Genomic DNA, 16,070 nt, shown 5'->3' with positions numbered 1-16,070 from the left:
ACCGATACGGCTCTGTTTTTAACATCGCTTATGGAAAAAAATGTTCTGTTCAATCAGCGCATTCGCTTGCGCCACCTTCATACTTTTGTCGCCGTTGCACAGCAGGGAACGTTGGGGCGCGCGGCTGAGACCCTTAACCTGAGCCAACCGGCTCTCTCCAAAACGCTAAATGAACTGGAGCAACTGACCGGTACCCGTCTCTTTGAGCGTGGCCGCCTTGGCGCGCAGTTAACGCTGCCCGGAGAACAGTTCCTTACCCACGCGGTAAGAGTGCTGGATGCGCTCAACACCGCCGGACAAGCGTTAAATCAGCGCGAAGAGTCGCAGACTGATGTCGTACGGATCGGGGCCTTACCCACCGCGGCACTGGGCATTCTGCCTGCGGTAATTGGTCCTTTCCACAAGCAGCAAATGGAGACCACGCTACAGGTCGCCACCATGAGCAATCCGATGATTCTGGCAGGTTTAAAATCCGGGGAAATCGACCTTGGCATTGGTCGCATGGCCGATCCGGAATTGATGGTCGGTCTGAATTATGAATTGTTGTTTCTGGAATCACTTAAACTGGTCGTGCGCCCTAACCATCCGCTGTTGCAGGAAACCATCACGTTAAGTCGGGTAATGGAGTGGCCGGTGGTGGTTTCGCCAAAAGGAACCGCGCCTCGCCAGCACGCAGAAGCATTGTTGCAAAGTCAGGGTTGTAAAATGCCGCCAGGCTGCATTGAAACGCTGTCAGCATCGCTTTCCCGCCAGCTGACGGTTGATTACGACTATGTGTGGTTTGTCCCTTCAGGTGCGGTTAGAGAGGATTTACGCCAGGCGACGCTGGTGTCGTTGCCGATACCTACCCACGGTGCGGGTGAACCCATCGGTATTCTTACCCGTGTCGATGTGCAACTCTCTCAGGCCGCGCAGATCCTTATCGCCGCAATACGCAAAACCGTACCGTTTTGATGCCAAATATTAAGGGACCATCAGGTCCCTTAATTTATTGTTAAAACGTTTCCCAGTTATCGCCACTGGCCGTTGCCGTCTGCGGACGCGAATGGTCAGGCGTAGTGCTTACGGGAGGGCGTTTAATTGCACTCGTTCCCGTTAAGCGAAATGTACCTACGGCTTCCGTTAAGCGCGCCGCCTGCTCTTCGAGAGAGGCCGCCGCAGCCGATGCTTCTTCAACCAGCGAGGCATTTTGCTGCGTAACCTTATCCATTTCTGATATCGCCTGGCTCACCTGTACGATACCCCGGCTCTGCTCATCAGAGGCCGCCGCAATTTCCAGCATGATATCGGTCACGCGTTTTACCGCGTCGACAATATCCGTCATCGTATTGCCCGCCGCGACGACTTCTCCGGAGCCCTGGTCAATCAGTCGGACCGATTCGCTGATCAATCCTTCAATCTCTTTTGCCGCCTGAGCGCTGCGGCTGGCCAACGTACGGACTTCACTAGCGACCACGGCAAATCCACGCCCCTGCTCTCCTGCCCGCGCCGCCTCAACCGCCGCGTTCAGCGCCAGGATATTGGTCTGGAAAGCAATGCTATTAATCACGGCTGTGATTTCGGAGATTTTCTTCGAACTCGTTGAGATATTACCCATGGTTTTCACCACGCCAGAAACCATCTGACCGCCGCGGCTGGCCTTACCGGAAGCATCTTCCGCCAGTTTGCTTGCGTGATGCGCATTGTCGGCGTTTTGCTTCACCGTGGCGGTCAGCTCTTCCATGCTGGCTGCCGTTTGTTCAATCGCTGCGGCCTGTTGTTCAGTACGTGAAGACAAATCGGTATTACCCGCCGAAATCTCACTGGTACCGCGGTATATTTCTTCCGCACCCTGACGTACCGTACCCACCGTTTTCCCCAACGATCGTTGCATTGTCTGTAGGTGACGGCTCAGACGGCCAATTTCGCTACGCCCGGTCGGTTCATCTTGCATGGTCAGATCGCCCGCGGAAATTTGCTCAATACGCTTGGCCGCGCGTAACAGAGGGTGAATGACGGTACGACGCAGAACAATGAACGTCATCACGGTCAGCGCCAGCGCAAGAACGAATGCACCCAGCATAAAAGCCATGCCGAGCTGTGTACGCTGGTGCGCCTGTTCGCTTAACTGGTTCGCCCTTGCGGTACGAATGTCGATCGCTTTTAACAACACCTTGTTGTAAGCAGAGTCCAGCGGTCTGGCCTGTTCATTTTCATGGTTGATGATCGCTTCAAACATGCCGTTTTTAGCGTACTTCAACATAGGCTGTAAGCCGTCGATATAGGCTTTGAAGCTGGCGCTCAGTTCAGCATCTAACGCTTCATCGGCAGACGTTTTTACCGCGCGTGACATATAAGCATTGAAACCGTCCTGCGACTGCTTAATACGTTTTTCTGCCTCGGCGATATTCGCCTTCATATCATCCATTTCGGCGATACGGCTCGCCGCGCCTGCGTGGATCATGTTGATACGCGCGGTGCGTAAGTGGTTAGAGCTGTTAGATAACCCCATCCTGACCTGAATCTCATCGGTCACGTCGCGCTGATCGCGATCGGCCTGCATAAGAAAATAGCTTGCCAGCCCAGAACTTAGGGCGAACAGCAGGAGAATGCCACCGAGAATGGAGGAAAACAGCGGAACCAGCCGGATTTGATGCAGAAAGCCCAGTTTATGCTGGGCTTGCATCGATGTAGTGTTGTCCATGACCGTCGACTCTCTTGTAGGGTTTATGCGTGAAAACACGCCCGTTAGATAGTCATCGGCAATCCGGGAAGTTTACTTACCGTGAAAAGCGCCGGATTCGTCACACTTTCACAACATAATTCTAAAAAATTCAGGAAAGTGCCAGCGGTTAAATCCGCTGGCCAATGAATCAGTTATCGCCAAAGTGGATAACGGTACGGATGGACTTACCTTGGTGCATTAAATCGAACGCTTCGTTAATCTGCTCCAGCGGTAAACGGTGGGTAATAAAGGGATCCAACTGAATTTTCCCGCTCATTGCTTCTTCAACCATGCCAGGAAGCTGAGTACGCCCTTTCACACCGCCAAACGCGGAACCGCGCCAGACACGCCCGGTAACCAGCTGGAACGGACGAGTTTTGATCTCTTGCCCTGCTCCCGCCACGCCAATGATGATGCTTTCGCCCCATCCTTTATGGCAACATTCCAGTGCCGCGCGCATCACGTTAACGTTGCCGATACATTCAAAGCTAAAATCCACGCCGCCGTCGGTCAGCTCAACGATCACATCCTGAATCGGTTTGTCGTAATCCTTTGGGTTGATGAAATCGGTCGCGCCCATTTCACCTGCCAGCTTAAATTTTTCCGGATTGGTATCAACGGCCAGAATACGCCCGGCTTTCGCCTGCACCGCGCCCTGAATTACCGCCAGACCAATACCGCCCAGACCAAATACGGCTACGGTGTCGCCTTCTTTCACTTTTGCGGTGTTATGGACTGCTCCGATACCGGTGGTCACGCCACAACCCAGTAGACACACTTTGTCCAGCGGGGCCTGCGGGTTAACCTTCGCCAGAGAGATCTCCGCGCAAACGGTGTATTCGCTGAAGGTGCTGGTGCCCATATAGTGATAAATCGGCTCACCGTTATACGAGAAGCGCGTTGTGCCATCCGGCATCAGACCTTTGCCCTGGGTCGCACGTACGGCCTGACACAAGTTGGTTTTACCCGATTTACAGAACTTACACTCGCCGCACTCCGCGGTGTACAGCGGGATCACATGATCGCCCGGCTTCAGACTGGTGACGCCTTCGCCTACTTCAACCACAATGCCGCCACCTTCATGGCCAAGTACCGCCGGGAATACGCCTTCCGGATCGTCGCCAGAGAGCGTAAAGGCGTCGGTGTGGCACACGCCGGTATGGGTAATTTTAACCAGCACTTCACCTTTCTTTGGCGGTGCGACGTCGATTTCGACAATTTTTAACGGTTGGCCGGGGCCGAATGCAACTGCTGCACGTGATTTCATTTGTCTCTTCCCATTATTGCGAGGTGATGATGTTATTTTAGATAAGCACGCAGAAGATGGCCGATTTCAGCCATGCGCACGGCACGCTGGTCTGGCGTTGTTTCTCCGCTGACCAGCTCGTCTTTCAGATGGATCTCAACCATTTCGCCCATCAGGCCATTGGATGCACCGCGCACGGCGGCAATTTGCTGCAGGATTGCCAGACACGGTTCGCCAGATTCCAGTGCACGCTCAAGCGCATCAACTTGACCGCGAATACGGCGTACACGGGTAAGAATGCGTTTCTTGTCTTCAGGTGAATGCGGCATATGCCCTCCAGATACTATAGGGGGGTATACTATCAGATTTGTTATTTCATTGTAAAATATAAGACTTATTTAATATCAGTAGATTAGGTTAAGTCACTTTCAGCCATGTGTGAACATATGCAGCCTTTCGGTGCCCCATACGTGCCCTCAAGGGTGCTGCTCGATGAATACAATGCTCTTTTTATTCCAGCATTTTCAAAGCCGATACCAACTTATGTGCAAGACGAGACAGGATTTAAAAATGGCATTGCTTTATTTTTTCTGCAATGAAAGTATCACCATCAGATTCTTAACATGTTTAACTAGCCAATTTAATTTTTTATACAATAAATAATTAAATAACAATATTCATTAATAATTGTCTGCATGAATAGTATTTGGCTTTATATTTCCTTCCGTGTACATTCCAGAAATACCAACTCAACCCTATACCCTTAACCGCCCAAAGAGCCAGCATGATAATTTTATTTGTTTTCGCACTATTAACTATTACCGTTATAATTCATACGTTTTGGATGTTATGGGTAATGGAAAAACTACGTATAAACAAAACGTCAACATTTCACTTCATATTCAGAAATGTAATTGTTGTTGCAACTGCTCTTATGGCACACCTCGCAGAAGCAGGCGTTTTTGCAATTTTTTACATAATTTCTGGTGCGCTGGAAAACTGGGAGTCGGCCAGTTACTTCTCTCTCGTAAGCTATGCAACTCTTGGCTATGGTGATGTGACATTACCGGCAGAATGGCGATTGATCGGCGCAGCTGAAGGGCTTGTCGGTGCCCTCATGGTAGGCTGGTCCGTAGCCGTACTGGTAGTATTTCTTCAGCAATTAAAATTCATGTTTAAAAAATAATAAAGTGACAATTTGAATGTGCGGTTCGGCGATCTGACAGAAACACGGTGGCGTAGCATCTCGTGAAGCCCCTGTCGGATCGCCAGAAACAAAACGACTATTGATGATTATTATCATATTAGTTTGAACAACACACGGATGGGTTTTAATTGTGCAAGATGCTCCCAAAGATTATGTAAATTAATAAGACCTGCCTGAGCTAATATTGCTATCGTGATCATCAATGTGGATGCAGTAATTACAAGCATTAAGCGGTTAATGTTTCGTTGGGTCCTGAACTGTTGCTTGTCCCTTCTCTCCTCAGATTCCCATGTGACAATTGTTGAAATAGCCTTGCCTTGTATATAATATTTTTCATCACTGAATCTGACATCCTCTGTAATTACAAGTGACTGGAGCAGCAGAAAGACCTTCCTCCTGAAATCTTCATTCTTGATATGTTTATACCAAAGCGTCCCGTACAATAGATCAATAACCTCATCACATGTTACTCCAGTGTGAGTTTTCTCTGGCGATTGATGTACATATTCGTTCACCAGCATCTGTAGCAACATTATACGATCAAGTCCACTCAACGCCTTGTTACTGGTGAATGAAGAAAAGAGATTGCTTTTTGCTCTCGTCAGCGCATTTTTTGCATAAGCAATACGTGTAAAATAATTTATTGCAAAAAGAAAAATCGAATCAAACCTTAATGGACCTTGCTTTCTCCAATGAATAATCTCAACATTCATTTTTTCAATATCCTTGAGTGGAAGGTTTATTTTCTCCATATAGGCGTGCTGCTCAGCATGCCATTTTTCAAGCACAACATTTTTGCCTCTTAGGCTCACAAGCTGATATTTTTCTTGTTTTACATCCGAAAAATAAACACCATAGTAATTATATACTTGATCATCCACATGATTTTTCAGAGTAAACCGTGGCAGAAAATAACGCCATAATCTACCTTTAGCTCTCGAAACTAAGGATTCTATGAACATAATTACGCTCTAACACCTTTAATTTGTCACAGTTAATGATAGTCCACTGTGCGAATAAAAAAGCCCTCCCCATTCGATAATGTGGAGGGCTTTTGTACACCGATTTAGTACTTATCAGTGATCTCAACAACGACATGGCGATCTGGAGCAAGGCAATTAATCAGCTGCTGTCCGGTCTGCCCATCACAACTGGATCCCGTGACAGAATCACTCGAACCATGTCCTTGTGCAGTAATATTTGCAGCTGGCATGCCTAACGCGACTAATTCATCGGCAACAGCCTGCGCGCGCTGGGCTGACAGTTGCTGGTTATAATCTGCGGCTCCGGTGCGATCGCTATAGCCAATAACAACGGTCGCTTTGTCTTTGGCCGGTTGCAGACCGGGATTTCGGTATAACTGCGCAATCGCCGCTTTCCCTTCTGGGGTTAATGCTGCTGAATCATAACCAAACATCACATCAGATTTTAAGTTAAAACGCTGAGGTTCAGGCGCAGGAGTTGCGGCAACCGCCGGTGCAGGCGTAACCTCCGCGTCGTCATGCTGGCCAAAGCGATATGACAACCCAGCGGTAACGGAACTAACATCACTTGATACGCCAATCTGGTTTTCATTACCCACATTGCTCACCCATTGATATTCCACGCGGCCAGCCCAGTTCTTGTTAAAGGCATATTCCGTACCAACAGCCACAACCGGACGCACACCGGTATCAAAGCGGTTATTGCCTTTAATATCTGACTCCGCGCGATATCCCATTGCCCCTGCTCGACCGTAGAGATCCCAATCATCAGTCAAACCATAACTTGCTTTCAGCGACAATTGCAGACCCTGGCTTTTCATTTGAGAACCAGAAGAACCATTTTTACCGTTGAATTGCATATTACCTAAATAATCATAGCCGCCTTCAACTGCCAGCCATGGAGTAATCTGGTAGCCTGTAAATACCCCGCCACCGACGTTATCGCTATCAAAACCAACATCACCATATTTATTACCATTGTCCCCCGTTTGCTGGCTTGCGCTGGTATCAAAGTAATGTGACCAACCAAATTTCCCACCAGCATACCAGGTTCCCGCATCCGCGGCGGCAAATGCCGTAGTCGCGGTCAGCGCATTTGCAATAATGAGTGTAATAAGCGTCTTTTTCATAAATTTCCTATTATAGACTTGCCGTTTGTCAGTTAGTTATCTGTTAGTCGGCGCTACAATAAGATTTTTAATGACGGCTGATAATCGTTTTTTTATTTATTTCTGGACAGTTTTAGAATCGCTCTGGTCGCTTATTTACGATAACAATAGCTATCCCACCCGCAGTAAATCGCTATATCTCGTTGTATAACGCGGTGAAAGCATATCTCGCTTCATTGCCCACGGTTGTTGTATACCTTGTCCGGCAAAATAGAGCGTTCCTTTACCTTTTTCAGCATTGAGCGTATCCAGAACGGCCATCAGCTTATCGCTGTTATGCCGTGGGGCGTTGTCATCAAACAGATTCAACTGCGCAACGCCAGAACTAAAAAAATCGCCCAGCATGACCCCTGCTTTTTGATAACGCAGCCCCTCCCGCCATATTGCGTCCAGGCTACGTGTGGCCGCCCTTATAATTTCCCGACTATCCTGGGTTGGTGTCAGCAGTTTTATCGATGCGCTGTTACCGTAATACGGTTCATTCAGGGAAAATGGGCTGGTTTTGATAAACGTAGAGATAAACCGGCAGAACTGGTGCTCTCTGCGTAATTTTTCCGCAGCACGTGCAGCATAGGTACAAATAGCCTCTCTCATCGCATTGTAATCCGTGAGTTTTTCACCAAACGATCTTGAACAAATGATCTCCTGCTTAACTGGCGCAAACTCTTCCAACGCCAGGCACGGTTCACCGCGCAATTCCCGCACAGTGCGCTCAAGCACAACGTTGAAATGTTTGCGGATAAAGCGAATATCGGTATCCGCTAGATCGCAGACCGTTTTAATGCCCATAGCGTCCAGTTTTTTACTGATACGGCGTCCGACCCCCCAGACTTCATCAACCGGGAGCGCAGCCATCAGCTTACGCTGACGCTCAATATTCGAGAGATCCACCACCCCGTCAGTCTGTTCCTGCCACTTTTTGGCAGCATGGTTCGCCAGCTTGGCCAGGGTTTTGGTCTGGGCGATACCGACCCCAACCGTGAGGCGTGTTTTCTGTAAAATGGTTTCTCTGATTTCACGACCAAAATCTGTAAGATCCCTGCAGTTTCGCACGCCGGTTAAATCACAAAAGGCTTCATCGATACTGTACATTTCCACGCGCGGAGACAGCTCCTCCAGAATCGACATTACCCTGCTGCTCATATCCGCATACAGCTCGTAGTTCGAACTAAAGCAGAACACGCCGTAGCGCCTGAACAGATCTTTCTGTTTGAAGTATGGTGCTCCCATATTGACGCCAAGCGCCTTCGCTTCCGCGCTGCTGGCAATGACACAACCATCATTATTTGAAAGAACAACAACGGGTTTACCTTTCAGGTCCGGTCGGAATGCCGATTCACAACTGGCATAAAACGAATTAACATCCACCAGCGCAAACATAATCAGCCCGCGGATTTAATGATAAATGTCACCACACCAAATATATCCAGCGTGTCCTCGCTGCCGATCATGATCGGCGCGTAGGCGCTGTTCTCTGGCTTCAGCATCACCACCGGATGCAATTGCAGGCGCTTAACGGTGAATTCGCCTTCAATAGCAGCAATCACAATGTCTCCGTGGGCCGCTTTTCTGGCACTGTCGACTACCAGCAAGTCGCCAGCACCGATCCCTGCCCCCATCATGGAGTCGCCAGACGATTTAACAAAATAGGTTGCGCTGGGATGCTGCACCAACAGGTCGTTAAGATCGATACGTTTCTCAACGTAATCCTGCGCCGGAGAAGGAAAACCGCAGGGCACGAGATCGCTAAATAGCGGGAATTGTTTGATTTCGCGATGTTCTACTGGCTGGAAAAACAACATAATAATCTGCCTCTCATGTAACTGTATTTATATACAGTAGTTTTAATGAGGACAGTGATCAAGTGACAGACGTGGCGAACTGAGCGTTGTTTAATCATCTTGCCGGTAAGCGTTTATGCTATCTGGAAAAATAATTTTCGGTTTTATTCCACAGAAGAAAGTACAAATTTTCGCGACATGTACTCAGCCGGAATGATAACGACTACGGCGCCCTGAAAGCGCGTATAGTGGCGTACTAAAATCATTAAAACGGACACATTATGACCACCGCAGGGAAAAGTCATCCGCTGGCCATTGGCGGCCTCATCACCTTAACGCTCATCTGGAGCTACAGCTGGATCGCGATGAAACAGGTCACGCACTACATCGGCGCGTTCGACTTCACCGCACTACGCTGTTCTTTTGGCGCATTATTGTTATTCATCGTTCTGTTACTGCGTGGCCGAGGAATGCGCCCAACACCTTTCGGCTATACGTTAGCGATCGCCTTACTACAAACATGCGGCATGGTTGGATTATCACAATGGGCGCTAGTCAGCGGCGGCGCAGGTAAAGTAGCCATACTGAGTTATACCATGCCATTCTGGGTGGTGATTATGGCCGCCATTTTCCTCGGTGAACGCATGCGGCGTTTACAGTATTTCGCCATTGCCGTGGCAGCTGCGGGATTATTGCTGGTTTTACAGCCATGGCAATTGAACTTTGCCTCAATGCAGAGCGCGCTACTGGCGATCCTTTCTGGGATCAGTTGGGGGGCGAGCGCGATTGTCGCAAAGCGAATGTATACCCGCCATCCGAATATCGATCTGTTAGCGTTGACCGCATGGCAGATGCTGTATGCCGCGCTGGTGATGAGCCTGGTGGCCTGGCTGGTTCCACAGCGAGATCCAGACTGGCAACCTGTCGTTTTCTGGGCATTAGCTTATAGCGCCGTGCTGGCGACGGCGCTGGCATGGAGTTTATGGCTGTTTGTGTTGCGTAACTTACCAGCCAGTATTGCCAGCTTAAGTACGCTGGCGGTACCTGTCTGTGGCGTTCTGTTTTCCTGGTGGTTGCTGGGTGAAGAGCCTGGCGTTGTTGAAGGCTGCGGTATTGTGCTGATTGTTGTTGCGCTGGCTATCGTCAGCCTGAAAAAACGCGTCTCCCAGGTTCAAAGCGTACGAAAAGCACCATCCTGCGAAAATTAATCGGCTAAAAAAATGCCCCGCATTTGCGGGGCGTTACCTCAGGAGCGTTTACGCGGCATCATGCGCAACAGCGTATTATCCTTCCAGAAATAGTGATGCATCAGGGCGGCAACGGCATGCAGACCAATAACAAAGTAACCCAGGTTTGCCAGCGTCACGTGCCAGGACTTCAGCATATCCACTAAATCAAAGTTAGCCTCTGCCGCATGTGGCATAACGATGCCGAATGCAATCCACGGATTACCCCGGTTGTACATCATCACCAGCCCAATAATAGGCAGCACAATAAACAACAGATAGATAACCAGATGCCCCAGATGCGCCATGCCGGTCATCATTGGCTTTGGTTTTGGCACAATCGGCGGTGCCGGATATTTCAGCCTGACCAGCAGACGCGCCACCATCAGCGTTAATATCGTGATACCACAGGATACGTGCACCATGTTGAATAAGGGACGATAGCTGCGCGGGAAAAATCCGCGAAACTCCATGGCGCTATAGGCCACAATAACTAACAAAAAGACCAGCCAGTGAATACCGATTTGCAGGCCAGAATACTTATTCCCCATAACACTTCCTGAATAAAAACAATAATGCGTCAACATAACGGGCTTTTGTTAAAAATTCATTAACTTTTGTTCACCCATTTTCAGTCGCTTACGCTTAACAGCAAGAACCGCTATTGCCGAGGATGCCTGTCTGGACTAAGCCTGGTAAGGAAAATATGTCGTACCGCCTCATCCTGACAGGAGAAAACCATGAGTAAAATTGGCATTAACGGTTTTGGTCGTATCGGTCGTCTGGTATTGCGTCGGCTACTGGAAGTCAAAAGCAACGTGGAGGTTGTGGCCATTAATGACCTCACCTCGCCCAAAATTCTCGCCTATCTGTTAAAGCACGATTCAAACTACGGCCCGTTTCCCTGGAGCATCGACTTTACCGAAGACGCGCTGATTGTCGACGGTAAAAAAATCGCAGTCTACGCAGAAAAAGAGGCCAAAAATATCCCGTGGAAAACCACTGGCGCTGAGATAATCATCGAATGCACCGGTTTTTATACCTCGACAGAAAAAGCCAACGCACACCTGGATGCAGGGGCCAAAAAAGTGCTGATATCCGCCCCGGCTGGCGACATGAAGACCATTGTCTTTAACGTCAACGACGACACAATGGATGCGAACGATCGGATTATCTCGGTCGCATCGTGCACCACCAACTGCCTGGCACCGATGGCGAAAGCGCTGCACGATAGCTTCGGTATTCAGCTTGGCACTATGACCACCATCCACGCCTACACGGGAACGCAGTCGCTGGTTGATGGTCCACGCGGGAAAGATCTGCGCGCCTCACGGGCAGCAGCAGAGAACATCATTCCCCATACCACTGGTGCCGCCAAGGCCATTGGTCTGGTTATTCCGGCGTTGAGCGGAAAATTAAAAGGCCATGCCCAGCGTGTTCCGGTGAAAACAGGATCTGTCACGGAACTGGTATCGATATTGGGGAAAAAAGTCACTGCTGAAGAGGTCAACAACGCGCTGAAAAAAGCCACGCAAAATAATGAGTCGTTTGGTTATACCGACGAGGAAATCGTCTCGTCAGATGTCATTGGCTCGCATTTCGGTTCGGTATTTGATGCAACACAAACCGAGATTACCGAAGTGGGCGATCTGCAACTGGTAAAAACCGTCGCCTGGTACGATAACGAATACGGTTTTGTCACCCAGCTTATTCGTACGCTGGATAAATTTATCAAGCTCTAATGTTCTGGCGGAGGCCTGCCTCCGCCCTCTTTCATTTCCCGCGAATTCAATACGTTGTGAGTCTCTCCCCGTTTTCGATTCACTGACTGTGCTATAGCTAACCTTTGCCACTGAGGGAGCATAGTAATGGAAGCACTGAGTCGTGAAACGTTAGAAAACATGATGGAGCAAGCCGTTGCCCACGCAACCACCGTCTCATTCTGGCCGCAGAGTGAAGCCCCCGGAGCAAAAAACAGCGATGCGGTGTTTACGCCTGAACCCCGACATACAGGAACATCTCAGTATGATCGTGCTGTCACCGGTATTCGCGCCCCGGAAATTACCGTTTATGCCCCCGAAAAACCTAACGGCGTAGGGATCCTTGTTACACCGGGAGGTTCTTACCGTCGCGTGGTGATGGATAAAGAAGGCAGCGTACTGGCACCATTCTTTAACGCCCGCGGTTATACCCTGTTTGTGATGACCTACCGCATGCCGGGTGATGGCCATGAGGAAGGTGCAAACGCGCCGCTGGCCGATGCCCAGCGCGCCATGCGCTACATTCGCGCCAACGCCCATGAATGGAAAATTAACCCTGATCGTATCGGTGTGTTGGGCTTTTCTTCCGGTGGTCACGTGGCCGCCAGCCTGGGAACCCGGTTTGCCGAACCGGTTTATACACCGATTGATAGCATAGACGAGCAACCAACGCGTCCTGCGTTCATGGCGTTGGTCTACCCGGTGATTACTCTGCGTGAAGACATCGGTCACCCGGGCTCTCGTCTTGAGCTGGTTGGCGCTACGCCCGAAAAGGAAGATCTGCGCCACTATTCTCTGGAAGAGCGAGTGGATAGCACAACGCCGCCGACGTTCCTGCTACACGCCATCGACGATCCGGCGGTGAAAGTAGAAAACAGCCTGGTTTTCTTTAATGCGCTACGTGGGCTGGGCGTTCCGGTCGAAATGCATCTGTTTGAACGCGGTAAGCACGGGTTTGGTATTCGCGATGCGCAAGGGTTACCGCTGGCCATCTGGCCGGAAATGATGATGAACTGGATCGCCACCAAAATGTGAGAATTGCGCCGGGTGGCGTACAGGCTCACCCGGCGAAAAACTTAAGACTGCAAATACACTACCTGTGTTTGCAGGTATTCATTCAGACCGTGTTTACCATCTGCCCCGCCAATCCCGGACTTGCGCCAGCCAGCGTGGAAGCCCTGCATCGCCTCGAAGTTTTCGCGATTAATATAGGTTTCGCCAAACTTCAGCCCCTTAATCGCCTTCATTGCCGTATTCAGATTCTGCGTATAGATCGATGAGGTCAGTCCGTAGTCGCTGTCATTGGCCATTGTCAGCGCCTGTTCCAGCGTATCAAATGCCACCACCGGCAGCACCGGACCAAACGTCTCCTCGTGCATAATCGCCATATCCTGGCGCACGTCTAACAGTAACGTCGGCGGATAGTAATAACCTTTACCAGCAACGGCTTTACCACCCAGCACCACACGGGCGCCTTCCTGCACCGCTCGCTCGACTTTTTGCTCTACACGCGCCAGCGCAGCGGCATTAATCAGCGGCCCCATCGCAATGTCATTGCGTTCGGCCGGATTGCCAAACTGCACGGCTTTCATCGCCTCACCCAGACGATTAACGAACTGGTCATAGATACCTTTCTGAACGTATACGCGCTCGGCACAGTTGCATACCTGTCCGGTATTGATCACCCGCGAGTCAACAATAGCCTTCACCGCCAGCTCAAGGTCAGCATCGTCCATCACGATAGCCGGGGCCTTGCCACCCAACTCCAGACAAACTTTGGTGATGTTTTTGGCCGCTGCGGCCATAATTTTCTCACCCGCACCGACGCTACCGGTCATGCTCACCATGGCGACCTTCGGGTTTCCGGCCAGCTCCTGCCCGACCGTTTCACCGCGTCCCAGCACCAGGTTAAAGACCCCGCGCGGTAAACCAATGTCATCAACAATTTTGGCAAAGGCGATGGCGTTATTCGGTGTGAATTCACTCGGCTTAACGACGATGGTATTTCCCGTCAGCAAGGCGGGAGCCAGTTTGCGGGCAATCAGGAAAAACGGGAAGTTCCACGGCAGAATGCCCGTCGTCACGCCCAGTGCACGCTTAAACAGCAGGATATTCTCACCCGGACGATCGCTTTGCAGGATCTCGCCTTCATAGCGACGCGCCCACTCCGCCATGTAATCGATATAGTCGGCGGTAAACGCGACTTCAACGTCAGCCAGTTGTTGAATTTTTCCACCTTCCGCCACAATCAACGCGCTGATTTCATCGGCTCGCTGGCGGATACCTGCAGAAATTTTGCGTAACCAGTTTGCCCGTTCAATGGCAGGCAACGCTTCCCAATGCGGCTGAGCGCGATCCGCGGCATCGATCGCTTTACGCGCATCTTCGGCACGCCCATCGGGAATACGCGAGATAATCTCTTCCGTGGCCGGATTGACGACATCAATCCAGGCGTCATCGTGCCAGGTCACAAACTGCCCATCGATATACATAGGATGTTGTACGGGTACTGACATGCGGCTCTCCTGTGACTGATTTGTTTTTAACAAGTAAAACTATTGTTAATTAATATCAATCATGCATGACGCATTATCGCTGGAGTGGCGGTTCTGTGAACTGCTTCATAAAAGCGTCTGGAAAAGTAAGAATAAAGAGAAAAACCAGGTGGGATTTCTGCCCGTTTGCCGTAAAACACCGACAAACGGGCAGCAAGAATTACAGAGAACGGCTCTCCAGTAAGTCGGTCAACGCGGTATCATTTTTTAGCTGCTGCCAGGCTTGCTCGACGTCCTGGGGTATATCAACATGTACGATAAAATCGTGTCCACTGGGCCCGTAGCCGGTTGCATCATCACGCAGACGCGGAAGTTCACCGGTAATGAGAGAAAGATAGCGTTCTACCGACCACAGACCTTCTGCGGCGGGCACAAAATCCACGCCGCTGTGCTGTTGGGCCAGTTCAGGGATGAAACCAGGGAAACCCAACCAGCGCGGCGCATGCGGTTCATCGCGGGTGACGCGCTGAAACGTGGCCATTGTGCGGCGTTGCATAGTGGGATCCTGCACCACAATGACGGTATGAATACTTTCTGCCGCCTGATTCAGTAATGCACAGCTAAACCGGGCATTCTCACCGCAGTTTGTCGACTGATCTTCCACCCAAATTTTCTCACCCGGAATTTGCCAGAACTGGTGAGCAATATCGGCAAGGATCGCCGCTTCCGCGCGTCCGGTAGTACGAATGATGCTATAACGCGGATGCTGGGCAATCGCATCATACAGAAAGCGCGTGGAATGACCGATGCCACCGCTAATCAGCAAGGGAACCTGTTGCTCTTTCGCGATCCGACAGGCGGCGTCGATGGTCGGAATAACCGCGTTCCCTGCCAGAATCACGCAATCTGACTGAACGGTGATATTCCCCGTAAAATCATTCTGCGCCAGCCATCGCCCTACGGTATTGATAGCCGCAAGGGTGGTTGCGGAAAGTGTCGGAAACTGACTCATATTGATGACTCCTGGTGTTTATTCGTCGCAGAATACGGCACTCTATCACAATGACCAGGTGAGAGCGCTGAAAGACGAAAAGGGAGCCAAGTAGGGCAAGATTACGAAACCCCGCGCCCCGCAAGGACTGACGCGAGGTACTCTCTGTCCATCGTCGCTCTTCTCATCTTTCTTCTCAGCCCTGCTTTGAATTCCTTATTTTCTGTCAAAATATTTACCGCAATATGTCTTATACCAGAAAATATGACCACATATTACTCACAACACCCCAGCCTGCACCTTAAGGGCGACTGGCTGAAAGAGGCGGGATTTGAGACCGGGCGCGGCGTGACGGTGAAGATCTCGGACGGGTGTATTGTGCTGATGGCAGACTGTAACGAGGTGCAGGAGCTGCGCGAGCAGCTTTATCAGGCTAAACAGGTGGTTAAGGGGATCAAAGATGTGCTTGTTTAGTAGACTTAACCAAAACTGAATAATAAAAAAGCCG

The 16,070-nt window shown here is 50.2% G+C and carries 16 protein-coding genes and 1 pseudogene; 6 read left to right on the top strand and 11 right to left on the bottom strand.

Annotation, left to right across the window (positions count from 1 at the left end; translation table 11 throughout):
* The first annotated feature begins 30 nt into the window (after positions 1–30).
* Positions 31–954, top strand: coding sequence for a pca operon transcription factor PcaQ (pcaQ, locus tag GHC22_RS11565; protein ID WP_003020288.1), 924 nt, complete (start codon positions 31–33; stop codon positions 952–954).
* Between the two features lie 40 nt (positions 955–994).
* Here pcaQ and GHC22_RS11560 read toward each other — a convergent pair whose 3' ends face one another.
* From GHC22_RS11560 to GHC22_RS11550, 3 genes are all read right to left on the bottom strand, one after another.
* Positions 995–2,683, bottom strand: a complete 1,689-nt coding sequence (locus GHC22_RS11560; RefSeq protein WP_153753004.1) for a methyl-accepting chemotaxis protein — start codon at positions 2,681–2,683, stop codon at positions 995–997.
* A 169-nt stretch (positions 2,684–2,852) separates the two neighbouring features.
* Positions 2,853–3,971: an S-(hydroxymethyl)glutathione dehydrogenase/class III alcohol dehydrogenase gene (locus tag GHC22_RS11555; protein WP_008784862.1), complete on the bottom strand. Its 1,119-nt coding sequence runs from the start codon at positions 3,969–3,971 to the stop codon at positions 2,853–2,855.
* A gap of 32 nt (positions 3,972–4,003) precedes the next feature.
* Positions 4,004–4,279, bottom strand: coding sequence for a metal/formaldehyde-sensitive transcriptional repressor (locus GHC22_RS11550; protein ID WP_003833178.1), 276 nt, complete (start codon positions 4,277–4,279; stop codon positions 4,004–4,006).
* 455 nt (positions 4,280–4,734) lie between these two features.
* Here GHC22_RS11550 and GHC22_RS11545 point away from each other — a divergent pair, with 455 nt between their 5' ends.
* The gene (locus GHC22_RS11545) at positions 4,735–5,136 is read left to right on the top strand and encodes an ion channel (protein WP_032944417.1); all 402 of its coding nucleotides are present in this window, start codon (positions 4,735–4,737) and stop codon (positions 5,134–5,136) included.
* 113 nt (positions 5,137–5,249) lie between these two features.
* Here the strand turns inward: GHC22_RS11545 and GHC22_RS11540 are convergent, their stop codons facing one another.
* The 4 genes from GHC22_RS11540 to GHC22_RS11525 form a co-directional block, all read right to left on the bottom strand.
* The gene (locus tag GHC22_RS11540; protein ID WP_153753003.1) at positions 5,250–6,038 is read right to left on the bottom strand and encodes a hypothetical protein; all 789 of its coding nucleotides are present in this window, start codon (positions 6,036–6,038) and stop codon (positions 5,250–5,252) included.
* Between the two features lie 185 nt (positions 6,039–6,223).
* A complete protein-coding gene (ompA, locus tag GHC22_RS11535) occupies positions 6,224–7,270 on the bottom strand; it encodes a porin OmpA (RefSeq protein ID WP_153753001.1) in 1,047 nt (348 codons plus the stop codon).
* A gap of 150 nt (positions 7,271–7,420) precedes the next feature.
* The gene (locus tag GHC22_RS11530; RefSeq protein ID WP_153752999.1) at positions 7,421–8,689 is read right to left on the bottom strand and encodes a Y-family DNA polymerase; all 1,269 of its coding nucleotides are present in this window, start codon (positions 8,687–8,689) and stop codon (positions 7,421–7,423) included.
* A 2-nt stretch (positions 8,690–8,691) separates the two neighbouring features.
* A complete protein-coding gene (locus GHC22_RS11525) occupies positions 8,692–9,111 on the bottom strand; it encodes a translesion error-prone DNA polymerase V autoproteolytic subunit (RefSeq protein ID WP_032943548.1) in 420 nt (139 codons plus the stop codon).
* Positions 9,112–9,371: 260 nt separating this feature from the next.
* On the opposite strand from GHC22_RS11525, the gene GHC22_RS11520 reads away from it, so the two are divergent.
* Positions 9,372–10,298: a DMT family transporter gene (locus GHC22_RS11520; RefSeq protein WP_079934082.1), complete on the top strand. Its 927-nt coding sequence runs from the start codon at positions 9,372–9,374 to the stop codon at positions 10,296–10,298.
* 38 nt (positions 10,299–10,336) lie between these two features.
* Here the strand turns inward: GHC22_RS11520 and cybB are convergent, their stop codons facing one another.
* Positions 10,337–10,867 carry a cytochrome b561 gene (cybB, locus tag GHC22_RS11515; protein WP_008784870.1) on the bottom strand — a complete coding sequence of 177 codons (531 nt, stop codon included), beginning with the start codon at positions 10,865–10,867 and terminating at the stop codon, positions 10,337–10,339.
* A 189-nt stretch (positions 10,868–11,056) separates the two neighbouring features.
* Here cybB and gap point away from each other — a divergent pair, with 189 nt between their 5' ends.
* Both gap and GHC22_RS11505 read left to right on the top strand, forming a co-directional pair.
* Complete coding sequence (gene gap / locus GHC22_RS11510) at positions 11,057–12,058, top strand: type I glyceraldehyde-3-phosphate dehydrogenase (RefSeq protein ID WP_008784871.1); 1,002 nt, start codon at positions 11,057–11,059, stop codon at positions 12,056–12,058.
* A gap of 126 nt (positions 12,059–12,184) precedes the next feature.
* Positions 12,185–13,111, top strand: coding sequence for an alpha/beta hydrolase (locus GHC22_RS11505; protein ID WP_153752997.1), 927 nt, complete (start codon positions 12,185–12,187; stop codon positions 13,109–13,111).
* A 41-nt stretch (positions 13,112–13,152) separates the two neighbouring features.
* On the opposite strand, the gene aldA is transcribed toward GHC22_RS11505, so the two are convergent.
* The 3 genes and pseudogenes from aldA to GHC22_RS11490 all read right to left on the bottom strand — a co-directional run.
* The gene (gene aldA / locus GHC22_RS11500; RefSeq protein ID WP_137377966.1) at positions 13,153–14,592 is read right to left on the bottom strand and encodes an aldehyde dehydrogenase; all 1,440 of its coding nucleotides are present in this window, start codon (positions 14,590–14,592) and stop codon (positions 13,153–13,155) included.
* A gap of 199 nt (positions 14,593–14,791) precedes the next feature.
* Positions 14,792–15,589 carry a YdcF family protein gene (locus GHC22_RS11495; RefSeq protein WP_194841970.1) on the bottom strand — a complete coding sequence of 266 codons (798 nt, stop codon included), beginning with the start codon at positions 15,587–15,589 and terminating at the stop codon, positions 14,792–14,794.
* 95 nt (positions 15,590–15,684) lie between these two features.
* Positions 15,685–15,828, bottom strand: a pseudogene (locus GHC22_RS11490) (ISAs1 family transposase); the annotation flags it as partial.
* Between GHC22_RS11490 and GHC22_RS11485 the strand changes: the two are divergent.
* Entirely contained in the window at positions 15,827–16,036 is a 210-nt protein-coding gene (locus GHC22_RS11485; RefSeq protein WP_153752994.1) for a SymE family type I addiction module toxin, read from the top strand. The pseudogene GHC22_RS11490 and the gene GHC22_RS11485 overlap by 2 nt on opposite strands.
* Positions 16,037–16,070 lie beyond the last annotated feature (34 nt).

The sequence above is a fragment of the Citrobacter sp. H12-3-2 genome (assembly GCF_009649895.1).
In the GTDB taxonomy this organism is placed as follows: domain Bacteria; phylum Pseudomonadota; class Gammaproteobacteria; order Enterobacterales; family Enterobacteriaceae; genus Citrobacter; species Citrobacter portucalensis.
This window is presented reverse-complemented; position numbering and strand designations above follow the sequence as displayed.